Origin of the sequence: Pseudoalteromonas sp. SG41-2 (assembly GCF_014164535.1) — a bacterium.
GTDB classification, from domain to species: Bacteria; Pseudomonadota; Gammaproteobacteria; order Enterobacterales; family Alteromonadaceae; genus Pseudoalteromonas; species Pseudoalteromonas rhizosphaerae.
In genome coordinates this window covers 16,318-42,547 of sequence record NZ_JACJFK010000033.1, presented here as the reverse complement: position 1 = coordinate 42,547, position 26,230 = coordinate 16,318, and the positions used below count along the sequence as shown (strand labels likewise).

21 protein-coding genes are annotated in these 26,230 nt (G+C 39.1%); 9 read left to right on the top strand and 12 right to left on the bottom strand.

The features are described from left to right. Nucleotides 1–58 precede the first annotated feature (58 nt). Entirely contained in the window at nucleotides 59–1,339 is a 1,281-nt protein-coding gene (locus H5186_RS20125; RefSeq protein ID WP_182784890.1) for an acyltransferase, read from the top strand. On the opposite strand, the gene H5186_RS20120 is transcribed toward H5186_RS20125, so the two are convergent. Both H5186_RS20120 and H5186_RS20115 read right to left on the bottom strand, forming a co-directional pair. Then, complete coding sequence (locus H5186_RS20120; RefSeq protein WP_182784891.1) at nucleotides 1,336–2,652, bottom strand: PAS domain-containing sensor histidine kinase; 1,317 nt, start codon at nucleotides 2,650–2,652, stop codon at nucleotides 1,336–1,338. The genes H5186_RS20125 and H5186_RS20120 overlap by 4 nt on opposite strands. Before the next feature lie 2 nt (nucleotides 2,653–2,654). After that, nucleotides 2,655–4,064 carry a sigma-54 dependent transcriptional regulator gene (locus tag H5186_RS20115; RefSeq protein ID WP_182740169.1) on the bottom strand — a complete coding sequence of 470 codons (1,410 nt, stop codon included), beginning with the start codon at nucleotides 4,062–4,064 and terminating at the stop codon, nucleotides 2,655–2,657. Nucleotides 4,065–4,289: 225 nt separating this feature from the next. Here H5186_RS20115 and H5186_RS20110 point away from each other — a divergent pair, with 225 nt between their 5' ends. From H5186_RS20110 to H5186_RS20100, 3 genes are all read left to right on the top strand, one after another. Further along, nucleotides 4,290–5,543 (top strand): efflux RND transporter periplasmic adaptor subunit, encoded by a 1,254-nt coding sequence (locus H5186_RS20110; RefSeq protein ID WP_182740168.1) that lies wholly within the window; start codon nucleotides 4,290–4,292, stop codon nucleotides 5,541–5,543. Between the two features lie 11 nt (nucleotides 5,544–5,554). Further along, complete coding sequence (locus tag H5186_RS20105) at nucleotides 5,555–6,271, top strand: ABC transporter ATP-binding protein (protein WP_182794871.1); 717 nt, start codon at nucleotides 5,555–5,557, stop codon at nucleotides 6,269–6,271. A 200-nt stretch (nucleotides 6,272–6,471) separates the two neighbouring features. Beyond that, entirely contained in the window at nucleotides 6,472–8,868 is a 2,397-nt protein-coding gene (locus H5186_RS20100) for an ABC transporter permease (protein ID WP_182794870.1), read from the top strand. A gap of 67 nt (nucleotides 8,869–8,935) precedes the next feature. Here the strand turns inward: H5186_RS20100 and H5186_RS20095 are convergent, their stop codons facing one another. The 4 genes from H5186_RS20095 to H5186_RS20080 form a co-directional block, all read right to left on the bottom strand. Further along, on the bottom strand, nucleotides 8,936–9,472 hold the full coding sequence (locus H5186_RS20095) for a sugar O-acetyltransferase (RefSeq protein ID WP_182794869.1): 537 nt from the start codon (nucleotides 9,470–9,472) through the stop codon (nucleotides 8,936–8,938). A 159-nt stretch (nucleotides 9,473–9,631) separates the two neighbouring features. Continuing rightward, nucleotides 9,632–12,025: an ABC transporter permease gene (locus H5186_RS20090; RefSeq protein WP_182794868.1), complete on the bottom strand. Its 2,394-nt coding sequence runs from the start codon at nucleotides 12,023–12,025 to the stop codon at nucleotides 9,632–9,634. Then, entirely contained in the window at nucleotides 12,019–12,753 is a 735-nt protein-coding gene (locus H5186_RS20085; RefSeq protein ID WP_182794867.1) for an ABC transporter ATP-binding protein, read from the bottom strand. The genes H5186_RS20090 and H5186_RS20085 overlap by 7 nt, the downstream gene beginning before the upstream one ends. Nucleotides 12,754–12,764: 11 nt before the next feature. Beyond that, nucleotides 12,765–13,991 carry an efflux RND transporter periplasmic adaptor subunit gene (locus H5186_RS20080; RefSeq protein WP_182718811.1) on the bottom strand — a complete coding sequence of 409 codons (1,227 nt, stop codon included), beginning with the start codon at nucleotides 13,989–13,991 and terminating at the stop codon, nucleotides 12,765–12,767. Nucleotides 13,992–14,180: 189 nt separating this feature from the next. Here H5186_RS20080 and H5186_RS20075 point away from each other — a divergent pair, with 189 nt between their 5' ends. The 3 genes from H5186_RS20075 to glmS all read left to right on the top strand — a co-directional run bounded on the left by H5186_RS20075 (nucleotide 14,181) and on the right by glmS (nucleotide 19,078). Beyond that, complete coding sequence (locus tag H5186_RS20075) at nucleotides 14,181–16,235, top strand: winged helix-turn-helix domain-containing protein (RefSeq protein WP_182794866.1); 2,055 nt, start codon at nucleotides 14,181–14,183, stop codon at nucleotides 16,233–16,235. Between the two features lie 157 nt (nucleotides 16,236–16,392). Further along, nucleotides 16,393–17,151, top strand: a complete 759-nt coding sequence (locus tag H5186_RS20070; protein WP_182794865.1) for a DeoR/GlpR family DNA-binding transcription regulator — start codon at nucleotides 16,393–16,395, stop codon at nucleotides 17,149–17,151. 106 nt (nucleotides 17,152–17,257) lie between these two features. Further along, complete coding sequence (glmS, locus tag H5186_RS20065; RefSeq protein ID WP_182794864.1) at nucleotides 17,258–19,078, top strand: glutamine--fructose-6-phosphate transaminase (isomerizing); 1,821 nt, start codon at nucleotides 17,258–17,260, stop codon at nucleotides 19,076–19,078. 148 nt (nucleotides 19,079–19,226) lie between these two features. Here the strand turns inward: glmS and H5186_RS20060 are convergent, their stop codons facing one another. From H5186_RS20060 to H5186_RS20040, 5 genes are all read right to left on the bottom strand, one after another. Next, complete coding sequence (locus H5186_RS20060; protein ID WP_220496402.1) at nucleotides 19,227–20,258, bottom strand: reverse transcriptase family protein; 1,032 nt, start codon at nucleotides 20,256–20,258, stop codon at nucleotides 19,227–19,229. A gap of 177 nt (nucleotides 20,259–20,435) precedes the next feature. Continuing rightward, nucleotides 20,436–20,774 carry a hypothetical protein gene (locus tag H5186_RS20055; protein WP_182794863.1) on the bottom strand — a complete coding sequence of 113 codons (339 nt, stop codon included), beginning with the start codon at nucleotides 20,772–20,774 and terminating at the stop codon, nucleotides 20,436–20,438. 3 nt (nucleotides 20,775–20,777) lie between these two features. After that, nucleotides 20,778–21,659 carry a hypothetical protein gene (locus H5186_RS20050; RefSeq protein ID WP_182794862.1) on the bottom strand — a complete coding sequence of 294 codons (882 nt, stop codon included), beginning with the start codon at nucleotides 21,657–21,659 and terminating at the stop codon, nucleotides 20,778–20,780. Nucleotides 21,660–21,806: 147 nt separating this feature from the next. Continuing rightward, nucleotides 21,807–22,376, bottom strand: a complete 570-nt coding sequence (locus H5186_RS20045; protein WP_182794861.1) for a PIN domain-containing protein — start codon at nucleotides 22,374–22,376, stop codon at nucleotides 21,807–21,809. Further along, on the bottom strand, nucleotides 22,376–22,828 hold the full coding sequence (locus tag H5186_RS20040; RefSeq protein ID WP_182718833.1) for an excisionase family DNA-binding protein: 453 nt from the start codon (nucleotides 22,826–22,828) through the stop codon (nucleotides 22,376–22,378). Before H5186_RS20040 ends, H5186_RS20045 begins: the two co-directional genes overlap by 1 nt. 186 nt (nucleotides 22,829–23,014) lie before the next feature. Here H5186_RS20040 and H5186_RS20035 point away from each other — a divergent pair, with 186 nt between their 5' ends. Next, nucleotides 23,015–24,205, top strand: coding sequence for an alpha/beta hydrolase-fold protein (locus H5186_RS20035; protein WP_182794860.1), 1,191 nt, complete (start codon nucleotides 23,015–23,017; stop codon nucleotides 24,203–24,205). Between the two features lie 77 nt (nucleotides 24,206–24,282). Here H5186_RS20035 and H5186_RS20030 read toward each other — a convergent pair whose 3' ends face one another. Beyond that, nucleotides 24,283–24,963, bottom strand: a complete 681-nt coding sequence (locus tag H5186_RS20030) for an AraC family transcriptional regulator (RefSeq protein WP_310737095.1) — start codon at nucleotides 24,961–24,963, stop codon at nucleotides 24,283–24,285. A 211-nt stretch (nucleotides 24,964–25,174) separates the two neighbouring features. Here H5186_RS20030 and H5186_RS20025 point away from each other — a divergent pair, with 211 nt between their 5' ends. Next, complete coding sequence (locus H5186_RS20025) at nucleotides 25,175–25,879, top strand: type 1 glutamine amidotransferase (protein ID WP_064435637.1); 705 nt, start codon at nucleotides 25,175–25,177, stop codon at nucleotides 25,877–25,879. Nucleotides 25,880–26,230 lie beyond the last annotated feature (351 nt).

Here is a 26,230-nt window from a genome sequence, read left to right as displayed (position 1 = left end):
TGCTTAACGCAGATAGTTGTTCATATTTGTTATTAATTAGTCGTAAGCTAAATCTACCATGAAACTTAAAATAGTAATTAAAAACACAACACGTACGCTATTACAGCCATGGCTAAATGTGTTTAATCAAGCCGTTGAATTACCACCGCGCCGCTATGATTTAGATTGGCTACGGGTGATTGCGTTTGGTTTATTAATTTTTTATCACACCGGCATGTTATACAGCCAAAACTGGGGATTTCATTTTAAAAGCCAGTATTTGTCTAGCAGTGTTGAAAATGTCATGTTGTTACTGTCACCGTGGCGCATGGGACTAATCTGGTTTATTTCAGGAGTAGCGCTGCGCTTTATTATTGCGCGCTTTAGTTTAGGCATGTTTTTAACTACGCGCAGTGTAAAAATATTACTGCCTTTATTGTTTGGCATTTGGTTTATAGTGCCTATTCAGCTTTATGCGCAAATGAGCCAAGAGGTTGGTTTAGCTATGAGCTTTTGGCAGTTCTACCAGCAGTTCTTTAATTTAACTAACCCTTTATTTAATCACTATCAAGCAGGGATTTGGCCTCATGTCGATGTAAACCATCTTTGGTACTTGCGTTCGTTATGGCAATTTACTTTATTGCTAGTGCTAGCGATGCCGCTGCTTCATCACGCTACTGTGCATACAATAATCACGCGTTTATGTGGGCGCTCGTTATTTACTATTTTTATTGTATTGCTATTGCCGCTGTGTATTTTAAAGCTAAGCTGGCCGAGTGATACATTCCGATACCCCATGGGCGCGTTGTTTTTACTTTACGGTTACTTGCTTGCTTGGCAGCCTGCATTTTACAGCCAACTGCTACGTCACTGGCAGGCGTTATTAGTGGTATTCATTTTAGGTTATTTAGTTGTCGTGCTGGGTTATCACATGATTTGGCAAAATCCTGCCGCCAGCCAATGGCAAATTACCAGCATGGATATGCTGTATACCGCGCAACGATTAGTCGGTGTATTATTTATGTTGGCACTTGCACAACGTTTTTTGAATCACGATCACCCTAAACTGGCTTTACTAAACTGTGCAGTATTCCCTTTTTATTTATTACATCAAAGTGTGATTATTGGCTTAGCCTTTTATTTGTCTGAACTGCAATTAGGTGGTTTGGTGGAGCCATTATTTATACTCAGCCTCACTTTCATTATTTGTTGGTTGGTGTTTATTGGTGCGCGTCGTATCGATCTATTAAGCCCATTTATAGGGATTAAAGTCACAGGTAAATATAAAGCATGGCAAGTTAAAGCGGGCTTTTGCTACGGGCTTATATTGGTAAGCCCACTGATCTTTAAGTTAATTTAACCAAACACACATCTAAAGCATGCGCCTTGTGGTTTTGGTACATAAATTAAATCACCGCCGTGGTTGAGCATAATTTGCCTTGATAGGCTCAAGCCAATACCTGATCCTTGTTGTTTAGTGGTAAAAAATGGTACGAAGATCATATCCACCACATGTTCGCTGATGCCTGGGCCATTATCGCTCACTTCAACATAGAGTTGTTGGCTGGCGTTTTGTGCCAAGCTGAGCTTGATGTTTGGCTGAGCGGGGCTTTGCGCGTTATATTTTTTGTTGCTGCTTAGCACTTCAAATGCGTTCTTTATAAGATTTACTAATACTTGCTCTATTTGACTACTGTCTAGCATCACTAATTGCTGGCTTTTAATTGTAAGTTCTATATTGATTTGCAGCTCACGCGACTGTTGTTGATGCAAGGTGACAATACGCGCTAGCATATCGGCTAAATTTTCAGGCGCTAAATTAGGTTTAGGTAAGCTGCTAACTTGGCGAAAACGAGCAATAAAGTCGCCTAAATGTGCCGTTCTTGATGCTAAGGTGCTTAGTGCAAGCTGTAAGTCTTGTTTATCTTCAATATCAATAAAACACAGTTCTTGTGGCAGTAAATTGCTGCACGTATCAGCTAACGATGAAAGCGGGGTAATAGAGTTGGCAATTTCGTGCGTAAGTACTTTAGTTAGGCGTTTATACGCTTGTTGTTCTTTGAGTTGTAGTTGGTCATGAATTGATTGTAGGCTTACTACGCGACGCACTTTGCCTTGTATTTCGGCGATACTGAGTTGGATAGAAAGCGTGTCGTGCTGCTCGCCATTTTGCCAATAGGTGGTGCTGCGCATATTGTTCTTGGCGTTCAAAATTAGTTCACCAACAGCGCCTAATTCTCGTAGATGCTGGAAGCTTTTACCCAGTAGTTTGCTGACTGCTGGGTTTGATTCAATCACTTTGCCGTTGTCGTCACATACCATAACCGCTAAATCAACATGAATAAGCAGTGCTTGCAAAAACTGCGCTTGTTGTTCGGCATTAAAGCGTGCTGTTTGCATTTGCGTTTTTACTTGCTCAAATTGCTTAAGCATTGGATGTTGTTGGCCAAGACCTAAGGTGCTGTCGCCATTGGCTAAAGCGCGGATCACCATTTCAGCTTGTTTTTGTTGGCGCTTAAATAGCGTAAAAATATGCGCTATTAACGCCACGGCGACTAAAATTATTAATAATGTCGTCGCTGAAAAACCATGCTTTTGTAATGCATAACTAAGCAATGCACTTGCACTTATAAGTGCGATAATATTAAACGAAAGCAATAAATTAGCACGCATGATTATAGCCTATACTTTTCAAGGCGACGATACATCGCGCCGCGAGTTAAACCAAGCGCTTTGGCTGCATGACTAACATTACCTTGATGGTGCTTCAGTGCTGCGCGAACTGTGCGTTGCTCGAGAATATCTAAATCAAAGGTATCGTATTCAGTCTCACTTTTTAGCGCCTGACCACTATTGCCAGTGCTAAGTGCGGTTGTATTACCAACCACTGAGCTTATATCTAGTGTATCTCCTTCAGTTAAAATAACAGCACGTTCTATAGCATGAGCCAATTCACGTACATTACCTGGCCACGCGTATTGGCAAAGTGCATTCATATCATCATCGCTAATGGTTAAGTCGCGTTTATATTTTTGCGCAAAGTGTTTTAGATAGTAATTAGCTAATAATGGAATGTCATCACTGCGCTCTCTCAGTGCCGGTAGCCGAATTTCAACGGTGTTTATCCGGTATAGCAAATCTTGGCGAAAGCGCCCGTCAATAACTGCTTGCTCAAGGTTATCGTTAGTGGCACAAATAAGACGAATATCAATATCAATCGCTTTACTGCCGCCAACTGGTGTTATTTGCCTATTTTGTAGTGCAGCCAGTAATTTAGCTTGGTGTTCAAGTGGTAAATTACCCAGCTCATCTAAAAATAAGCTACCGTCTTGGGCAAGTTCAAATTTACCAATTCGATCGCTTTTGGCATCGGTAAATGCGCCTTTTTTATGGCCGAATAGCTCACTTTCAAATAGGTTTTGTGCCACAGCACCCATGTCTAAACTCATAAAGGTTTGATTATGGCGCATACTTGCTTGATGAATGGCATGCGCGGTGAGTTCTTTACCTGTGCCGCTTTCGCCGGTGATCAGTATATTGGCATCAGTTTGTGCGGCTTTTTCAATGGTGGTGAATACCTGCTGCATAGCGGCGCTTTGACCTAAAAACTCAAATGGCTGATTATTGAGTACTTGATTAAGGCCGTCCTTCTGAAGAGTTAGTTGACCTACTTGCTGTTTGTCTTTGGCATGTGAAAAAGCCGCCGCCACAGCGCCAAGTAATTGCTCGTTTTGCCAAGGCTTGGCAATAAAATCAGAGGCCCCCGCTTTAATTGCATCTACTGCAAGTTGAATATCGCCGTAGGCAGTCATTAGTAATACAACAATATTTGCATCTTGCTCGATGATTTTTTTCAGCCAATAAAAGCCTTCTTTGCCGCTGATGGAGTCTTGGGTAAAGTTCATATCGAGTAAGATCACATCGATTGGCTGATCAACTTTGCGTTGCTCGTTAATGATGTCTGCAATATCAAATGGGTTGTCAGTGGTTTTAACGCTTTGGTAATGCTGTTTTAGCAACAGCCGTGCGGCGATGAGAATATCGGGGTTGTCATCAACAATTAAAATTGAGCCTGTGTGTTTCATGATTTTTATTTTTATAGAGTTTTATTTAGCCTAAAACAAAAAAGGAACAGTGTCCATAAATGGACGTTTATAAAATAAAAAAGTGTTCTATTAACGGACACTACAAACATAATAATAATTTCATTTAATTATAAGGTATTGAATTTTAATATTAAATAAAGTTGGCACAGCGTTTGTAATAACTATCGGTAATTAGTTTATTAAACCTGTATCAAGGTGGCCAACATGGATAAGAAAATAGAACGCTCATTTACTCAAAAGTATTTAAAGAAATTCACCTTTGCAGCATTGGCATTGGGTGTTGCTGCCGCTGCGTATGGGTTTACACAAACAGGTAATACAGGTCGTAGCCAGAATATTGAGCGCAGTAGCTTAACCGTTAGCACGGTGAAACAAGGTGCATTTAAAGATGCCTTAAGCTTACGCGGTCAAGTGGTACCAAAAACCAGTATTTACCTTGATACCATCGCCGGTGGGCAAGTTGAGGAGCGTTTAGTTGAGCAAGGCGAATATGTTGAGAAAGGCCAACCCTTGGTGCGCTTAAGCAATACTAACTTGCAACTTGATGTAATGAGCCGCGAAGCACAAGTAACTGAACAGCTTAATTTTTTACGTAATACGCAAATGACCATGGAAACCAGCCGGTTAAACCTACGCCGTGACTTATTGGAAGTCGAACTAAAGATCACAAACCTTACCCGTCGTTTAAAGCAAACTAAACCTTTAGTTAAAAGTGGCGTATTAGCGCAGGATCAACTTGCAGAGCTAGAAGAAGATTTAGATTATTACCGAGCTCGTAAAGAGCTCTCTATTGAGCGCCAAAAGCAAGAAAACTCAATCCGTGAGGTGCAAGTCGCACAGTTATCAGACAGCGCTAAAATGCTTGAAAAAAACCTGCAGTTTGCGCGTCGAAATCTCGACAATTTATTAATCAAAGCACCTGTTTCAGGCTACCTAAGCGAGCTTGATGTGGAAATTGGTGAATCTAAAAACAGTGGCGCGCGATTAGGCCAAATTGATATTCCAAATGAATATAAATTAGTGATACGCCTTGATGAGTTTTATTTAAACCAAGTACAGCGTGATATGACCGTGATGATTGAACTTGAAAGCGGCACAGTGAACGCCAAGGTGAGCAAAATTGATAGCCGCGTACAGCAGTCGCAATTTCAAATTGAAGTGGATTTACCAAATAACACCAAAAGCATTAAGCGCGGGCAAAGCATTGATATTGAGTTAATGCTAGGGGACGACAAAAACAATGCCTTACTGCTTAAACGTGGCGCCTTTTTCACCAACTCGGGCGGTAACTGGGTTTATGTTATTGAGCAAGGCGGTGATAAAGCAGTGCGTCGTGATATTCGCTTAGGCAAAAAGAATCAAAACTATTTTGAAGTGCTTGAAGGGCTCAATGCTGGGGATCAAGTGATTACCTCAAGCTACAGTAACTTTGATAAAGCACAGCAACTACAATTTTAAGGAAAATAACAATGATCAAACTAACTAATTTAAGCCGCGTATTTCGTACTCAAGATGTTGAAACTACAGCGCTAAGTAATATTAACTTAACCGTAACCGAAGGTGATTTTTTAGCGATAATGGGGCCTTCTGGCTGTGGTAAATCAACTTTGCTGTCTATTTTAGGTATGTTGGATTCACCAAGTGCAGGTAGCTTTGATTTTGCTGGAACCGACATTGCAGGCTATAGCGAAAAGCAATTGTCAGAGCTTCGTAAAGCATCAATTGGCTTTGTATTTCAAAGTTTTAACTTAATTGATGAGCTTACCGTATTTGAGAACGTAGAGCTGCCATTACAGTATCAAAAAATAAGCAAAAGCGAGCGCAAAGATCGCGTTGAAGCCATTTTAAAACGCGTAGGTATTGATCACCGAGGCGAGCATTTACCACAGCAACTGTCAGGTGGTCAGCAGCAGCGGGTAGCCGTTGCGCGTGCATTAGTCATCAATCCAAAGCTTATATTAGCCGATGAGCCAACAGGTAACCTCGACTCTAAAAATGGTGATGAAGTCATGGCGATGTTGCGTGAATTAAATAAAGAAGGTACCACGGTTATTATGGTTACCCACTCAGAGAAAGAAGGTAATTACGCTGATCGCTTAGTGCGCTTACTTGATGGCCAAGTGATGGTTGATAAAGCGAATTTACAGCAACAATCATCAAGTGTTGCGGATGCTGTTGTTGCGTAATGCTCGTTTACTATCGTTACTTATTGCAGCATGTTGCTGTGCAATTGATAAGATCTAGTGCAGCAATCTTATTTATTACATTAAGTGCTTTTGCACTCAAACATGATCTGTCTTATGTGTACCTCAGTGATATGGTAAGTGATTTTGTGGCTTGCCAACTGTTTTTGTTCTAACCCCTTGGGGTAAGAAGGAATTTGATAATGTTTAAAAATTATATCATGACCGCAATGCGCTCATTTAAGCAGCAAAAACAACATTTTTTGCTCAATGTACTTGGTTTAAGTATTGGTTTAGCGGCGGCTATTTTAGTGGCTATGTTTGCCTTTTACGAAGCGTCTTATGATAAGCAGCAACCCAATGCGGAGCGTGTTTATCGTGTTAATCAGTATTTTACATCTTTAGGGGTTGGCGGGCCGATGACCAACAAAGATCTTATGAATACCTTTAAAGACATGGCTGAAATAGAAGACATACTATCACTAGAGCCTAGTCCGCCTGGTGCTGAATTTGTGCGTGATGATGTGGGTTATAAGTTAGAAAGTATTGCGTCGGCAAGCACCAATATAGCTGATTTTGTGAATATTGACTTAGTTGCAGGCGACTTAGCCAAAGTGCTTACTACACCAAATATGCTCGCATTGAGTGAGCAGTACGCTATACGTATTTTTGGCCGCACGGACATTATTGGTGAAACCTTAATACAAGGGAGTAAACGTTGGCAGGTTGGGGCGGTATTTGCTGATTTACCTGAAAATACGCACTTCTTTTTTCAAGGGTTAATTAAAGAGTTACCAGCCAATACTCAATATCAAAACATGAATAGTGCCTCTTATATTCGAGTAAAACCAGGTACTGATGTTGAAAAGTTGGCAGAGACTATTGAGCAACGCTACATGAAAATTGCTTACGAAAACCCAAATTTAGCAAAAATGACATTACATCCGCTAACGTCTATTCATTTAACTTCCAACTCTAACTATGAAATGAAAAAGAATGGCTCGCTTTCAACGCTGCGGATTTGTATTGGTTTGAGTATTTTATTGGTACTTTTAGCTGCGTTTAATTTTATTAATATGAGTATTGCTCAATCGGCAAAACGTGCCAAGGAAGTGGGTGTACGTAAAGCACTTGGCGCGAGTAAATTACAAATTATAAGCCAGTTTTTAACCGAGTCATTACTTATTACCATTATTGCAGCATTAATTGCCTGTATGTTGGTTGAATTGCTAACACCTGCTTTTAATCAATTAGTCGATAGGCAGTTATCGCTTAATTATAACTCTTTATTGGGCGTCGCTATTGCTGTTGTTGTAATATCAGTTGGTTTGCTTGCGGGGATCTATCCTGCCATGTTTATGTCAGCATTTAGTGCAAAAAGAGTGCTCAGTGGTGACATGCAACGTGGTCGCACAGCCATTGCGGTTAGAAAAGGTTTATTAGTTGTACAATCGGCATTATCTGTCGGTTTAATTATTGGCGCTTTATTGCTGCAACAACAGCTTGCTTATTTACAGTCTCTACCAGTGGGCTATACCAAAGAAAGTAAATTGGTTATCAGTGATATATCAGCTGAAGATATATTACACAACAATAATACAGCATTACTAAATCGTATTAACGGGATTGATGGCGTAAACAAAGTCAGCGTTATGGATGTTGATGTAACAGGCTCATATAAATCGTCTCTTACATTTACGGCCGATAATGGTCAATTTACCAAACAAAGTTTACCCATTATTGGCGCAGGTAACGACATAGCCCAAACATTGGGCCTAACATTGGTCGCTGGGCGAGATTTCAGTGAAAAAATGGCTGCTGATTGGTTTAGTGAAGTCAGTGATACTAAAGCAACGGCTTCAGCCATATTGACTGAGTCGCTAGTAAAACAAGCCGGTTATGCAACACCAAGTGATGCAATTGGCAGTACATGGCGCACAAGTCCGGGCAATGGCAAAGATTTAATCTTAACAGTTGTCGGTGTGGTTAAAAATATTAAAGTAGGCAGTGTTAAAGACGCGCAGCCCTCTACCATCTTAATTTGTGGCTACACAAATAGTTGGGACGGCCGCGTTATCGTAGACATGGACGCTGCTAAAATACAGCCTATTAAAGCGCAGCTTGCAAGTATTTTAGAAGAGAACCTCGCAATTCACGACCCACAAATAGATATGCTGAGCGAAAACTACCGTGCGCTTTATCGTAATGATGAACGAGCGACCGAGTTTGTCACTTTATTTTCTGGTTTAGCCGTATTTTTAGCGTGCGTGGGCACCTTTGGCTTAGCATCATTCTCGGTACTACGTCGCCAAAAAGAAGTCGCGGTACGCAAAGTCCTTGGCGCATCACGCATCAGCATTATGAACTTAATAGCAAAAGAGTTTTTGATTTTAGTTGCCGCAAGTATCGCAATCGCTTTTCCTCTAACTTATTGGCTGGTGGGCGATTGGTTAGCCAACTTTAATGAGCGTGTTGATCAAGCGCTGTGGGTTTATCTGGTTGCAGCTCTAAGTGTTGCTGCAATTACTTGGCTCACGGTTGCAAGCCTCGCCTTTAAAGCCGCCAGCACACGGCCATCGTTAACACTAAGATATGAGTAATAACGAGTAAAGAACCCTACTTAAGGTCTATCAGAACACCGATAGACCTTTTTCTTGTTTAGGCCTCTTAAATATCTTTAATCTTAACAGCGGGGTTTCCTGCAACAACTGTATTCGCTGCCACATTTTTTGTTACTATCGACCCTGCGCCAATAACAGCATTATCGCCAATGGTAATAGCTGCAAAAATAATAACCCCCGCGCCAATCCAAACGTTATTGCCAATAGTAATCGGTGCTGCAAAGTTCTCTTTATTGAGTCGCTCGGCTGGATTGACTGCATGAGATACGGCCAATAGTTGAACGTTCGGGCCAATTAAACAATCACTGCCAATCGTAATTGCCCCCTCACTAATGGGGGCATCTAACACCGTACAATTAATGTTTATAAAAGTACGATCACCAATTTGCATTTGCGAGCCATAGTCACAGTGGAAGCCAGCCTCAATGATCACTCCTTCACCACACACTGTAAACAAACTCTTAATACGTTTTAAATTTCCTTTGCTGGGACTTTTTGCAAACAAGCGACAAGTCTCATGGGCGACTTTGCGTTGCTCAATCAGTGGCTTTTCTAGGCTATTGAATCTAGTTAGATGAGTCATCGTTTTAGGGAGTTAATGAGTAGTATGTATTGATAATAAAACAAAATTGACTGCTAACCAAACGGGATTACCAGTTGTGATCCAATGAAACCCGACTTTAAGCAAAATAAATTAAAGTCGGGTGATGTTTATAAATACTCGGCGACTGAGTATCATTTTTTACTCATTTCGTAATGCCTTTATTGGATCTTGTCGTAACGTTTGGTTGATCGGAAAAAAGCTGGCAAGTACTGATATCGCTAATAAACCCAGCCAAATGATCGTTGTTAACCACCAGTCTATAGGCAGGTCAACCCCAGGTAATGACATACAATAGCCTATAATTAAAAATGCCAACGAAAAGGCTAACACTAAGCTCATTATTATGGGTTGCATGAGTTCTAATAAGCTTTCTTTTAGTAACCTATAATTGTCAGCCCCCATAGAAAGTTTTACGCCTAAGCTATATCTGCGCACTTTAACTAAATAGCTAACAATACCGTTTATGCCAATACACACCATAAGCAGCGATGTTGATGCCAAAACAATAGCCAGCCATGCTGCATTTAAGTGACGTTGCCTTTTTTCATCAAACATACTTGTTAAAGAGGCTATGTTATTAATGTCTAATCGTTGGTCTACTTCTAATACTGCTTGTTGAATATGGGCAATTGCATTATTTTCATCTGCAACAGTAATCAAATATGTAAATTGTTGCCAACCAGGGTAATCTTTAGGTGTAAAAACTTCAAAGTCTTCACTTTCAGGGCTGCCCGGTACATAGGTGTTGCTGACAATACCTATGATTGAGTAATATCTTTTATTATCAAAACTCACTTTACTGTTTAGTACTTCATTACTGTTTTTATTAAGTAAATCTGCAAGGCGTTGATTGATAATGATCGGTGGGTTTTCGAGTTGTTCATCCCCTTTGGCAAAGCCATTACCCGTTATCGTTAAGTTAAGTTCAGTAAAGTAATTGGCAGTTACTAAGCTATTACGTGCTTGGGCAATATACTGTCCAGCTTCGTTATATATTTGATTGACATTAACCGTTTTTGGCAGCCTCATTTCGGATGACACAGCTAAGCTGCTCACATTATTAAGCGCCAGCAACCTCTGGTTAATTGCTTTGTGTAAATTAATACGTTCGCCGGATTTATCGACATTACTATAGTTTATTGTTAATGAATATTTACCTTGTGTATCCAGTCCGTTATCTCTGAGTGCTTCCGAAAGAGTTACTAAAACTACGTGGCTAGCAGTGGTTAATACTAAAAACGAAAACAAAATTTGCAGACCAACAAGTAAATGGCTGGTGGCTGAACTCATTTGCTTACCCGTTCCTTTACCGCTGCTTTGTAGGCTGCTCATTAAGTTTTGCTCTTTCACTACACTAAGTTCTATAAATGAATAAAGTGAGGCAATACTAATAATCAGAAAAGCTGAAAATAACAAAGTATTAAAGCTAAGAGAAAGCGTGTCTAAACGTTGAATGGCGTCAGCTGCTAGGTTTTGAATAACGATAAAGCCGATTTGAGTAAGTGTTAAAGCAAGTAACACTGCAATACTAATAAGTAAAATATTGTGTTTTAACGTTTCAATAATTAGTTGTTTTTTGCTTGCCCCAAATGCAAAGCTGATTGCAAGGGGTTTGATGCGCGTAATGGCTTTAGCGAGCTGCATACTAGAAAGGTTGATAAGTGCAATGAGCATCAATAAGCACACACCCAATAATAGCATTAATACAATCTTCCCGCTGTCGCCCCTAAGTGCATCATTAAATGCAGTAACACGCGCATTGACAGTAAAATCTTTTAAAATATCAGCGGCATGTAACTGTGCACCTTTAAGTGATAAGTCAGCTAATTGTTCCGTGATCTCTTGCTCTGAGGCTGTGGGCTTAAATCTAACAACACTCTTATACGCGCCCATGAAACCGTTAGATGTTTTAGGGTTAAAAGCTTCGTCTGCATCAATAGGAAGCCATATTGCATCATTTATATTGCTATAAGTGGGTAATATAAGATCATCGGGGGCGACACCAACAACGGTAAAGCGACGTTGATTGAGCTGTATTTTTTTACCAACAATATTCGGGTCACCACTATAGTGGGTTTGCCAAGCGCGGTAGCCTAATACGACCGACATTTGCTGAGTACCGAGTGCTTCTGTTTTGTTAAATAACCGACCAAGTTTGGGTTGTACGCCGAGTAGATCAAATAAATTATGTGTGGCAAGTATTACGTCCACAGCAGGTCTTGTTGGTTTATCTAGTAGCTTGTAGTCAGTCCACCGATGGTAAGCAGCAACATCAGTAAAAACGGTATTTTCACTCTGTATGTAGCTCATTATTTTTGAGTTACTAGCGGGCCCTGAATAACCTTTAGAATTAATTGTGCCTTCAAGCAAATATAAGTTATCGCTCTGCTGATAAGGTAGTGGGGCGAAAAACACTAGATCAACCAAGCTAAATGAACTAAGCACCATCGACAGTGTAAGTGCCAGTGTAAAAACGGTGGTGAAATAGTATTGTTTGGCACGTTTAAAAGTATTGTAGGCAGTTTTTAACATGACTGAGCAACCTGTTCTACATTTGCAGGTGTGCTTGGCACGAGTTCATCGTTTTGGGCAACTACAGTACCGTCTCTTAACTGGATATTGCGCGTAGCCATATCGGCATAACGGGGATCATGGGTAACCAATACAATGGTGGTGCCTTGCTGATTAAGATCTTTTATTAACGCCATGATTGCATCGCCGTTTTTTGAGTCTAAGTTACCTGTGGGCTCATCGACCAGCATGATGCCAGAATCGCCAGCTAGTGCGCGTGCAATCGATACGCGTTGTTGTTGACCACCAGAAATTTGATTCGGATGTAAATCAGCTTTATCAGCCAAACCTACTTTTTCTAGGCAATCTAACGCTCTTGCGTTACGTGAAGATAGCGAGTCTCCCCGATATTTTAGCGGTAGCGCAACGTTTTCAAGTACGGTCATTTCATCAATTAAGTTAAACGATTGAAACACAAAGCCAATGCGATTACCGCGTACTTTCGCACGTTGGTTTGAGTCCATATCAGAGACGAGTAAACCGTCAATGTAATATTCACCACTTTGAGGGGTGTCGAGCAGCCCCATAATGTTAAGGAGTGTTGACTTGCCGCAACCAGAAGGCCCAGAAATAGAAATAAACTCGCCGTCGTACACGGTAAAGCTAATCCCTTTTAAAATTTGACTGACTTGTTCGCCATTAGAAAAAGACTTGCTTAGGTTATTAACTCTTAAAATTTCAGTGTTCATATTATTCTTCCTTAACCAGCAATTTTTATTGTTGTTGTTTCAGCGGGGATATCTAATGTAGAAATAATGACTTGTTCACCAGGCTCAAGCCCTGACAACACTTGGATGAGTTGGCCAGATGCTTTGCCGTATTGCACTTCAACTTTAACGGCTTTGTTATCCATTGTGAGTTTAAATAATGAGCCATAACTGCCTTCGCTTGCACCTGTTGGTTGTTTTATATAATTCACCTCTTTTTGTACATCGGCAAAAATAGTCGCATCTACTTGTTGCATGGGTTTCATGGTGTCTGATTCAGAAACCTCGAGCTCAATATCAATTTGTACAGCACCTTCGCTGATCACAGGATCTACACGCACTACTTGGCCGCGCACCTGGTCATTCAAGGTGCTAATTTGGGCTGTCATACCTATTTGAATTAAATGAGCTTGAATTTGCGGTACTTTTATTTCACCAACTAGAGGGGAGAGGCTCCCTATTAGTGCCAGTTCAGAGCCTGCACTGACACTTTGCCCTAAACTTAAAGGCAAGCGTTGAATAACACCATTCATTCCCGCTTTAACTGAAAGTTGCTCTACCATTAATTTGGCGACATCAAACTCGTCTTGCGCTTGGGCTATTAAGTCATCTTGAATTGAAAGCGACTCTTTTTGCATCTGTGCTAATTTATCAAGCTTAGATTCTTCAAGGTTAATACGCTTTGATAGCTGTTTGGCTTCGAGCTCATTTTTCTTCGCGCTGATCCCCGATACAATACCTGATTTAGCCAGTGTACGTTCTGCTTCAACTTGCAGCATGGCTATTTCAGATTGTGCTTTTAGCTCTGACACGGTTGACTCGTTATTTAACAACTCACGCTGTTGCAGTAATACGGTTTGCCGTTTTTGGGTTTTGGCATTTTTAAGCTTTGCTAACGCCAAGCGGAGCTTACTTTCTAGCTCGGGGTTATTTAAAGTGAGGATCACAGTGTCATGGTTAACCACAGCACCCGCTTTTAGTTTTATTTCGTCAACCACCGCATTACTTGTAGCTGTGAGAAGCCGTTTATTGATTGATTGCAATGAGCCATAGCCATCAACCTTAATTGAAAAATCACCGCGCTCAACCTTCGCAATGGTGACAGAGTCTTTTGATATAACTTCGGCATTATCTGCAAAGCCTAATTGCCAGCCAGAGATAAGCATAACGACAGATAAACCTATCAACCCTTGATAGATTAGTTTGGATGTAAATTTCATAGTTATTCCTTTTTTAAACGAAAATACGGCAACGTATCAATTAGGCAATAATGTATTAATAATTTTACTGTAACCAAACTGTGACTATGTTTAAAATCAAGTAGTTAAGCTGTTGTGGTAATGATAGGTTGCGTAGGTTATGATTGGACTAAGTAAAAGAAATTGGCCGTTAAGAGCTGTAATGGAAGTATGTTGATTCAATTAGGTGAATATTGCTTAGATACAGATGGAATGTCTTTGCAATTTGATAAGCAAGTGGTGACACTAGAGCCCCAAGTATTTGCAGTATTAATGTACTTAATTGAGCATCATGAGCGTTATATATCAATGGATGAGTTGCATGAAAACTTATGGAAAGACCGCTGTGTTTCAGATGCGGCTGTACGGCGGATTATTAGTAAAATACGCTTAGTGTTGAATGATGATCACAAAAATCCTAAATACCTACAATCACTTTCTAAGCGCGGCTATAAATTAATTTGTCCTGTCTCTAAATTTTCTACATTGTCGGTCTCAGAAGACAGTAAAAAACTGAGCTCCACAGAAAGTAACAACACAAAAAAAACGAAAACTTTTCTGCTTTTTGCAATTATAGCTTTATTGATTTCGTTAGCCTATTTTATATATGAAAATATTGATGACGAATCACATGTCGTTACAAAAGTTATAGACTCGATTATCTCTGAAAAAAAAGCGCTGGTAGTTTCAAATGATGGTCGGTTTATCGCATTTACAAGTAAATTAAGACGTGGAAATGACTATCAAATTTATTTAAAAGATCAAGATAGTCAAACAGTAAAAGTGCTAGTTGATGATACAAGGTTACCTGGGGGCTTAGCTTTCTCACGTGATGGAAATTACTTATTCTTCTCTGATAATGTCGGTGATGCAGCATCATTAAAGCGGGTAGCTCTTAAAAGTAAAGAATATGAAATAGATGTTTTAGTGACACATTTTTATTTTATCTCAGATGTGTTTATCGATGAAAATGAAAGTAAGGTTATTTATTTTTCAGCTCAAAAAAGTAGAGAAAGCGCAATGCTTATCTATAAATTCAATACTGACGCTGGTTTGGTAGAAGAAGTGACCTCTGTCTCTCAAAAAGGAGAACATGATAGCCGAGCTGATATTTCACCAGATTCAGGTAAGTTGGTTGTACTTCGAGTTTATATGGATAGTAAGCGTAATTTTATTCGAGTTTTAGATTTAAAGGCGGGCAGTGTACTTTTTCAGTATGATCAAAATGAGGTTATTTATGATGTTCATTGGCTTGATGATGAACACATTGTTTTATTAGATGATAAAAAGCTAGCTAAAATAAATGTTAAAACTGGGCGTTTAGATGAAATCGCCACTACAGGCCAAGGTATTATCTCACTTGATGTGGTGATCCCAAACATGCTGTTTGCTATTAGAGATACCTATGGAATCAGTACAATTACTGAGAAAAAATTGCCGTTAAGTAATTTTAAAGATATCGAATTGTTTCATGGTGAGCAATCAGGGCAACGTCGTATTGTAGATTATCAACCATTGGGAGATAAGGTTTGGGCGATCGAGAAACTAAAAGGTATAAGCGATTTAGCTTCTTATAAAAAACAAAAGCCTAAGGAAAAGGTGGTGTTTTTAAGTACGAAAAAGTCGCTTGAGCTGATAGCACCCTCTCTGTCAGGGCAATATGTATTAATTAAACTCCAAGGTCGTATAGCTATACTTAATACGCTTAATAATAATCTAACCGATATATCTAAAGTGGATGAATTAATTGGCGATATTGCTTTCTCAGAAGATGAAAAATCTATTTTGTACACCAGAAAAAGTAATGGTGAATGGTTGGTTTTTGAATACTCTATTAAGGAAGAAACAGAATCCATTCTTTTTGAGGGATATCGTTTCGTCAGAGAATTTAAAGGCGACTATATATTAGGTAATAATTCAGGCAAATTGTCTCGTTTTAATGTTAATTTAAAAACAATGACCCCACTGCAGATAACTGTTTCAAAAGAAAAAAATACTAACTGGGATGTTGTAAACGGTAAAATTTTATGGAGCAGCCACAACTTAATAAATACAACATTCAATGAAATCGATATAGATGATGTTGATGGCTCTAGCCTAAGCTCTAAAACGTTTGACTTTAGTGTGATCAGACCAAATTTTTATGTGGACAAAATAAATAATACGGTTGTAGTTGAACGTTTAGGTAGTAGAACTAGTGAAATAATTACAATTGAAATTCAGTGAGTGATTTTAATGCAATAGTTTTAAATGCGTTTGAAATCCATTGTTTTGGGGTTAATTAAAAGCGCATTTTGCGCTTTTTTTGATCTACACCTTGCCATTCTCATAGTTTCGTTTAAAATCTCGTAACTTTCGAAACGAAACTTAAATGGTTTGCTTAATGACTAAACGAAACACCCAGCAACGTCGTCACCTTATTCTTACTCAAGTTAATGAGTTAGGTGAAGTAGCCGTAGATATTTTAGCTGAGCAGTTTCAAACCTCTGAAGTAACCATTCGTAAAGACTTAACAGCGCTTGAAAAAAGCGGACTATTACTGCGCCGCTATGGTGGCGCGATAGCATTGCCGCAAGAAATTGTAAGCGATGATATTGATTCAAAACGTAAAGTGGCGATTGCAAAAGCCGCAGCAGCACTAATCAAAGATCATAACCGCATTATTATCGACAGTGGTCGTACTACAGCAGCAATGATCCCTGAACTGGGTAATAAGCGCGGTTTAGTGGTGATGACTAATGCAATTAAAGTGGCTAATCGCTTATTGGCGCTGGAAAACGAGCCAACACTTTTGATGACCGGTGGTACGTGGGACCCGCATTCTGAGTCGTTTCAGGGGCAGGTTGCAGAGAATGTTTTACGTTCTTATGATTTTGATCAGCTATTTATTGGTGCAGATGGCATTGATGTTGAGCGTGGTACTACTACCTTTAATGAACTAGTAGGCCTAAGTCAAGTTATGGCAGGCGCTGCTCGTGAAGTTATAGTGCTGGTGGAGTCAGAAAAAATCGGCCGAAAAATCCCTAATTTAGAATTACCTTGGCAGCAAGTGACTACGCTTATCACCGACAGCAACTTAGCACTCGATACTCGCCAAGCAATACAAGCGTGTGGTGTGCAGTTGATCTGCGCTGAGCTATAAAATTCGTGTTTATTACAGGCCGACAACACCTGTGATGTTCATTTAAATATTAAACAACACATACAAACCCAAAGTTGACGCTTTGGCATGTACAAAAGGAGAAATTATGTGTGGAATAGTTGGGGCAGTTGCAGAACGCCCAGTAAATAAAATTTTAGTTGAAGGCCTTAAGCGCCTTGAATACCGTGGTTACGACTCAGCTGGTGTGGCACTTTTAGATGGTAATACACTTAATACTGTAAAAGCAGTGGGTAAAGTAGTAAACCTTGAAAACGCGCTTGATGAAGCTGGCGTAAAAGGGACTACCGGTATTGCACACACTCGCTGGGCAACTCACGGCGGCGTGACGAAAGCAAACGCGCACCCGCATATTTCAAACAGCGAAATTGCCTTAGTGCACAATGGTATTATTGAAAACCACGCCAGCTTACGTGAAGCGCTGAAAGGCGATGGTTACGAGTTTTTATCAGACACAGATACCGAAGTAATGGTGCATTTAATTCATCAACTTCGCCAGCAGCACACCACTTTATTAGCCTCAGTTCAAGCAGCTGTTAAGCAGTTTGATGGCGCATTTGGTACAGTAGTATTTGATAAAGCCAACGATAACGAAATTATTGTAGCGCGCTCAGGCAGCCCGTTAGTTATTGGTTTAGGCCTTGGTGAAAACTTTATTGCTTCTGATCAACTTGCATTATTACCAGTAACTCGTACCTTTATCTACCTTGAAGAAGGTGATGTAGCGCGTATCACCCGTAACAGTGTGGAAATTTTTGATGTAGACGGCAATGCCGTTGAACGTGAAGTCATTGAATCAAACATCACACAAGATGCATCAGGTAAAGGTGAATACCGTCACTACATGCTTAAAGAGATTTACGAGCAGCCGCTTGCTGTACGTAACACCCTTGAAGGACGTTTAAACGACGACCGCGTAGCGATTGATGCCTTTGGTGAAAGCGCTCAGCAAATATTTAAAGACGTAAAACACGTACAAATTATTGCCTGTGGTACGTCTTACCACTCAGGTATGGTTGCCCGCTACTGGCTTGAGCAATTTGCAGGTGTTAGCTGTAACGTAGAAATTGCCTCTGAGTTCCGTTACCGTCAGTCGTTTGTACACGAAAATAGCCTGCTAGTAACGATTTCACAATCTGGTGAAACGGCTGATACTTTAGCTGCGCTTCGTTTAGCTAAAGAGCAAGGCTACATGGGGTCAATGACTATTTGTAACGTACCAGGCTCATCGCTAGTGCGCGAATCAGACCTTGCCTTTATGACCAAAGCCGGTGCTGAAATTGGTGTAGCCTCGACTAAAGCATTTACCACGCAATTAGTTGGTTTGTTAATGCTTACTGCGTCTATCGCGCAAGAAAAAGGCCTAGATCAAGGCACTATTGTTAACGCTATAAAATTGCTTCCAGCTAAGTTAGAAGAAACTTTATTACTTGCTGATGGCATTGCTGACCTTGCAGAAGAGTTTGCCGACAAGCACCACTCACTGTTTTTAGGTCGCGGTTCGCAATACCCAATTGCAATGGAAGGCGCGCTTAAGCTTAAAGAAATTTCGTATATTCACGCTGAAGCATACGCCGCAGGTGAACTCAAACATGGTCCGCTTGCGTTAATTGATGCCGACATGCCTATTATTGTTGTAGCACCAAACAACGAACTGCTTGAAAAGCTTAAATCAAACGTAGAAGAAGTCCGTGCGCGCGGCGGCATCATCTATGTATTCGCTGATAAAGACTCACACTTTGAGTCAGACGAAACCATGCGTGTGATCAACGTAAACCACGTAGATGACGTAATTGCTCCAGTTGTATATACAATCCCACTACAGTTACTTTCGTACTACGTAGCGGTAATTAAAGGCACTGACGTTGACCAACCTCGTAACTTAGCAAAATCGGTTACAGTTGAATAAAATCAACAGGTTGAGAGTTACCTGTTAAAGATAAAAAAGGCGCTTGATGCGCCTTTTTTTGTGCCTCTATTCAGGTTTCGTTCTGCTGCGTTAGAGGGAGATGTTTTAAAAGTATGGCAAGCAGTAAGCTGTCAGTTTTTATACAAGTTTAATTAAGAAACAAATCTTGCTTTAATTTTTTCAAATTTTTTAATTCTGTCGCAACGTATTTGTTATTTGGTTCTACTTTCAAAATATAACTAGCCAAACCAATAATTTCATCTATGTATAAAGGGTTGATAGGTTTATTTTTACCATTTAATTCATTCACTCCATTCTTAAGAAGAAAGAAACTTTTTTTTCTAAAATCTCGTCTCATAGATTTGGACACTCGAACTTCAGAATCGGTAACAATTAACCCTGTAACTACTTTTTTGGCTTTGCCTTGCGCGAAATAAGTTTTTTTATGATTTACAGGATAACCATTATTTTCTACTACCTCGATTATTTCATTCCTAATCTTAGGTGAGATCTCTATACCTGAAACACTGATATCATCAGCATAACGTGTATATGTTAAAGATGAAGCTTTACAAACGTTAAAAAGTTCATCGTCTAATTTTTTTAATACAATATTACTGAGGCTTGGGCTTGTTGGAGCCCCTTGGGGTAATTTCCCCCAAAAAGTACAAAGTTGCGTTAAATCAAAGCTGACCTTGTGTGAGTATCCACAGGCTATAAATGCATTATAAATTTTTTCGAACTTAATCTGATCAAAAAAATCTATAATATCTATTTTAAACAAATCTTTAGAGCCAATATGCTTTTTTGCATTATCAATGTGGCTTCGTCCTTTGACGTAAGCAAATGCTGATTTAGATATAGGTATTTCTTCTAGAATTTCTTTTTTAATCCATTTTTGAACATAAGCTAGTTTGGGGTAAGGAGAGCGAATGGCTCTAATCCCTCCCTTTTTTTTCTTAAATTCAAAGGATCTATAAAAATTGCTTGAAGCACCAGTCATTCTACTTAATAGGTTAAGTTCAAGCCCTAGAAGTTTTGAAAAGTGCTTTTGTTCAAATATAACTGGGAAATTTGAATTTTCGAGTCTGCTCGCATATTTAGCTAAAGCTTCTGACTGTTGCAGGCTAAGGTTTGAAGCTTTTAAAAAATTAAACCACTTGTCGTAAATAGGTTTCAAAGTAAATTCCATTAAGTAAGGCGGCTATTCAGTATCACGATATCTTTATTTTTTGAACTATAGAATGTAATGAGGCTAAAAAGAACCTCAACATCACGGGCGAATCACCCGTGGGAGCAGCGCTCCAACACTAATACTGAATAGCCAAGGAATATCCTAATTCATTTTAATTTTTCGTCAATACTTAAGTTTTGGATCAATTCTTTCTAAATCTGGAACATATAAGCTATTCACTGAAATAGCATTATTTTTGTAAACTTCTATTATCTCTTCTTCAAGCTCTAAATGGCGATATTTTAATATATTGAATAAATTTCTTATTTGAGTTTTATCTAAAGAATCATTTATTTCAAAGGTTGTGTCATTTCTGTGAAATACACCTAGCTCAGAGATGAATTGCACAACCTCTTCTGCTTGCGAGTAAGTCATTCTAAATTTCGTATTTAGTTCGTGAAGTTCGTGTTTTTTTCTATCTGAAGCAAGGCGTAGGGTTGAGGCTACAAGTGAGTTAGTCATAAGTTAAAGCCTATAAAAAAGCGTGTTTCTAAACTTACCCTTTTTTCTAGGTTGCATCCAGAAAATCGGAAAAACATTATTAGGACAATTAGTAAATTGAACCTGAAATAATGCCTCTGAACCTTCATAGCCTAAACTGTACTGACCTGTAAAAGCATTGTGGCTATACTTACTTTTGAGCATAGACTCCATTGATACCATTAATGCTTTTTTATTTTTCACCTCATTTGGGCAGGTATACTTATCTGAAATACCTTTTTCAATTTGAGTAGGGCATGTGATATTTAAGTCTAGTTTTTTTTCTGCATGGCTAACTCCAAACTTCATACCAGCCAATGAAAAAATATGAATGTTGGGCAGTTTAAGGTTTTTTTCTTTTAGTTTATCTTCAAATTCACGCACCTTTGTTGTTATTGTTTTTCCAGTACCAATGAAGTCGTCAAAAATTATAATGTTTTTATAATTTTTAGGGGATTTTGTTAAAGTCTCAATGCTTGATTCAATCGTAGGTTGTAGTGATCTTTCATTCCATTCTCTATGCTGAGCCAAATAAAACTTAAAGAAATATAGCCAAGCATTGGAACCATCAGACTCTGATTTTTTCGCTGTGGCGACAATTAGTGTATCTGAAGCTGTTAATTTTAAAGACTCCAGCGTATCCACTAAAAAAGAAATATTTTGGATTTTTTCAGCAATTGTTTGGTGTTTCATTTCCTTTAATAACTCTGAAAGTAACTCTCTCTGAGCTTTACCCTTAAACTCATTCAGCAGGTTCATTAGTCCGGGTTCGTAACAGGGATTTTTCAACCAATCAATTTCTTCTTGATATTTTTTAATAACGTATAAGTCTTCAGGGTTATCTAATTTAGGCTGATGCAATGGCATATAGGTAAACTATAGAGGAAGCAGGTTTTCACAGTATTACTCCACTCGGTTAGAATGTAAATAATATGAACGCAGAGCAATATGTAAAATCATTATTATTTTCAATAAACTATTAAGTAAACAACTACTTTCTGATTGCTATTTGAGTTAAAGCATCAAACTAAAGCGTTTTAATTTTGATACAAAGCTTGGTAGTTTTTGCCTTTGTAAACAGGCTAAAAACTCTTCTTGCGTCATAGCTGGCTTTTTCAATGAACTTCGCTGTTGTTGGGCGGCTTTTACGCATGCGCTACTGTCTAGTTCGAACATATCACATAAAAATTCATCGGGGTGGATCGCTGTTAAACCGAGCTGCTCAAGTTCTTGTGTTGGGAAATCTTTTAAATTAAAAGTAATAATCGATTCTGCTTGGCCTTTAATGGCTGCTGCAACTACATGTCTATCATCTTGGTCGGGTAAGCATAGTCCGTTAATTAAAGGCTCATAGCCTTCAACTAAACAATCAGGAACGTTAGCATTCATGAGCGTTTTGATTATTTCAAGTGCTTTATGCTCAATACTTGGGTTGTTCTTAAGCAGGTTTCGAGTCCATTCATCATGTATTTGCTCTGTCCATCGAGCTCGGAATAAACCTGTATTGGCTAAATACATCAAATAGCTACGAAGTGGTGCAGGGTACATAACACATGCATCTAAGATTACCGTATATGATGACATTAATAGCCCATATCCATTTCTTGATCTAAAGCTGATAATTCAGCAAGTGATGCTAAACGCTGTTCTTCTAAGCGTTGTTTATATTGCATAAGATCGGCAAAAGCGACTTTCCTACGATTTCCCGTGCGAGTAAATGGGATTTCTTGTGAATCAAGGAGTTTTATAAATGTTGGGCGTGACATATTTAGCATATCAGCACCTTCCTGTGTTGTTAGTTCTGCATGAATAGGGGTAATGCTAACGGAGTTGCCTTGCCCTAATTGAGTAAGTACTTCGATCATCATATTTAATGCGCTTGCAGGGATCGTTACTTCATGAGATTTACCTAGTTGATCAACCACATTAATTCTTTGCGCCTCACCATTGGCTTGTATAACAGCTGATAGCTCTTGGCTACCAAGCTTAGCGAGTGCTATTTCTTCAGCACTGGGTAATTTTGTAGCTGTGTTCATTTTTCTCTCTTACTATTGACGAGTACAAATTGTACAATGACGTAAGTATCCGAAATATTCGCAACAATGTCAACATTCGAAATATTCGAAAATAAAACTAAAGACGATAAATAGCGCTTTATGCGCTTTTTTTGTGCCTGAAACTCTGTTAGCTTAAGTAACTCATTATTCTCTAAGGGATTAGTTATGCGCTTAATCACCGCTCTGTGTTTTTTTAGCTTTAGTATTTTTAGTTCTCAAAGTGCCTTGGCACAACCGAACACCAAACAACAAACCGTAGATTATTCTCAGCACACACATACATTTAAATCGGCTGTTCTAAATGAAGAACGCACAGTTGTTGTACAGTTACCAAAGAGCTACCAAGCTGAGCCAAAGAAGGTATATCCTGTTGTTTATCGCTTAGATGGAGCGGGTAATATACCGCTTGCCAGTGCTGTTATTGAGCGTTTACAAAATGATAATCGTGCGCCTGAGGTTATTATTGTCGCTATTGAAAACACTAATCGACTTAGAGATATGTATCCTACCGTGAACAAGGAGCCACAGGGCCCAGTTGGTGAAGGGGGCGGTGCTGATAAGTTTTTAGCGTTCTTTGAACAAGAGCTCATTCCTTTAGTTAATAAGAATTATCGTACGCATAATTATAAAGTGATTTCTGGCGCATCTGCGGGTGGTGTATTTGCGTTATATGCGTTGCAGGCCAAATCTGAGTTATTCCAAGCGCATATTGCTTATAGCCCTGCAGTTTGGTGGAACTATGGCGCATCGGTAAAAAGCACAAAGTCGTTTATAGCTAAAACGAAAGAGCTTAACAGTTACGTTTACATCAATATTGGCGAAGAAGCCGGCATCATGCGCGAAAGGTACGATGAATTGCAGCAAGCTATACAATCGCATAAAGTGCGAGGGCTACGCTTCTTTAGTGATGCGTTTGATGGTGTGTCGCATAACCTGACTTCCGTTGCTGGGGCATTTAATGCCTATCACAACTTATTTTTACCTAAACAAATGCCAATCAGTGCTTTAACTGACGATGTAGCGTCTATTGATGCTTATTATCAAAACTTATCTCAACAATGGGGTGAGCAGATATCGCCCCCAGATCGCGCTGTTAGATCACTCGGTTATAACTTAACGGGCAGCAAGCAGTTTACCCGTGCTATTGAGGTGTTTAAGTACAATATAAAAAACCACCCCAAATCAGTCGATGCGCTTTCAGCTTTATCTTATGGCTATGAAATACAAGGTGATACTCGCCAAGCTCTTGAAAAGGTGGAATCTGCTTTAGCGATTGCAGACGGCTCATACCCTTATGTAGATTACTTACAAGATACACGCATTCGGCTAGAAGCTCAGCTTAATAAAAACCTGTAATACAAGCAGGTACTTAATTTTTCGATATTTTATCGATAAAAAGTCCTATTATGCATCCAGTAGTTCTAAATGATTTTTTAAATTTTCAACGTTAAGTTATGAGCTAAGCTATCGCGACGATATTTACTCGGGGTCTGATTAAATAATTTTTTAAATGCGTAAATGTAAGCTGAATCAGAGGTATAGCCTAACTCTAATGCAATATCTTGAATCGAGCCCTTTGAATCCAAAAGTTGTAAAGATAAAACGAGTCTTATATTTTGCCGCCACAATGAGAAAGATTGATTAAATTCTTTTGCGCAAACTCTCGATAAAGTGCGTTCTGATGCCCCTACTTTTTTAGCCCATTCTTTTAGCGTGAATGACAAATCAGGTTGTTGCTTGAGTTGTTTGAAAATTGCTAGCAGGCGTTTATCGGTTGGCAGTAATAAGGGGATGTCATAACTATTAGCCATGACAGTTTGATCTCTGAGCACTAGTAATAAATGAGTAGTATTGGATTCTGATTGTTGGCTCATTTCATTTTCAAACAAGAGCAATATGAGCTGTTTAATGAATGGAGTTACAAGGCAAGATTTAGCTTCACTTGCATACTCTACCCATACATCAGGATTAAGATAAATGGCTAAAAACTCAGTATTTGTAACTGCTACAGATTTATGAGACGTGTTTGCGGGTATGTATAGCATTGCATTATGAGGCACTATTATGCTTTTACCACCAATGCTTGATTGTAGTAAACCTTTAAATGGGAACACTATTTGATGCCATGGGTGTGAGTGAAAATCATCAACGTAACCAGCAGGCATATGAATTGTTTTTGTTATTAGCTGTTTATGAGTATAACTTTGGATTAGCTCGTTAGCTTGCATGGTGGCGGTTTATCGATGTTTTGTGTCTGTTAGTATAAAACGCATAGCTCTGATTTGGTATATCATCGTGAGCCTCTGTTATTTAAAAGGCAAAAAAATGCATATTCACTTTATTATCCATGAGTATTTTGAAGCGCCAGGTGCATACGAAACTTGGGCTAGAATGCAGGGTTATACTATTAGTTATTCTAAGGTGTATGAAGGTAGCCCTCTGTTAGATGCGATTAAAGATATTGATATTTTAATTGTAATGGGTGGCCCTCAAAGTCCTAATACAACAATTGAACAATGCCCTTATTTTGATGCAAAAGGTGAGCAAGCCCTAATCTTAAAAGCGATTGCTGCTGGGAAAATTGTACTTGGCGTTTGTTTAGGGGCTCAGTTGATTGGTGAAGCATTAGGTGCTCATTATGAACATAGTCCTGAGCGTGAGATTGGTAAATTTCCAATTACTTTAACACCAGCAGGTTTAGTGCACCCCTTGTTTGAGCACTTCGATAAAGTGTTAGAAGTCGGTCATTGGCACAATGATATGCCGGGGCTGACACCTGATGCAAAGATCATCGCATATAGCGAGGGCTGCCCAAGGCAAATCGTTGCTTATAATGAGCGAGTATTTGGTTTTCAATGTCATATGGAGCTAACTAAAGAGGTTGTAGCCTTGCTAATTGAGCATGATGATCTTAGTGAAACTGCAAAATACCGCTTTGTTGAGGAGCCAGAAGTATTACTTGCTCATGACTATGATGCTATGAACCAAAAGATCTATTTATTTTTAGATAAATTAGTAAATACCTATTAGCTCAAAAGTATGTGCTGCGCTGCCTGTTTCTATCGTTTTTCTCTAACCTGAAGTCAGATAGAGTTACTTTAGCCGTCGTGCTATGGTTTTTATCTAGCTAAATCAATGAACAACGTCGCTTCGTTCTAACTAGTGGGTCGAATATTTTCATCAAAGCCATTTTTAAAACCACTAACCCCTACAGAGTAGCTAATAAACGTGCCAGAAATACAGGCTTTTTTCGTCATGGCTACAATGTATATATGGCGATATCTGTCTAGCAAAATGATTTAGGTGAAGTACCCAAAATAAGTCCTAAACTAATAAGTAAGTCAGCCGATACAGAAATACTTGAATGCAGAACAACTAAAA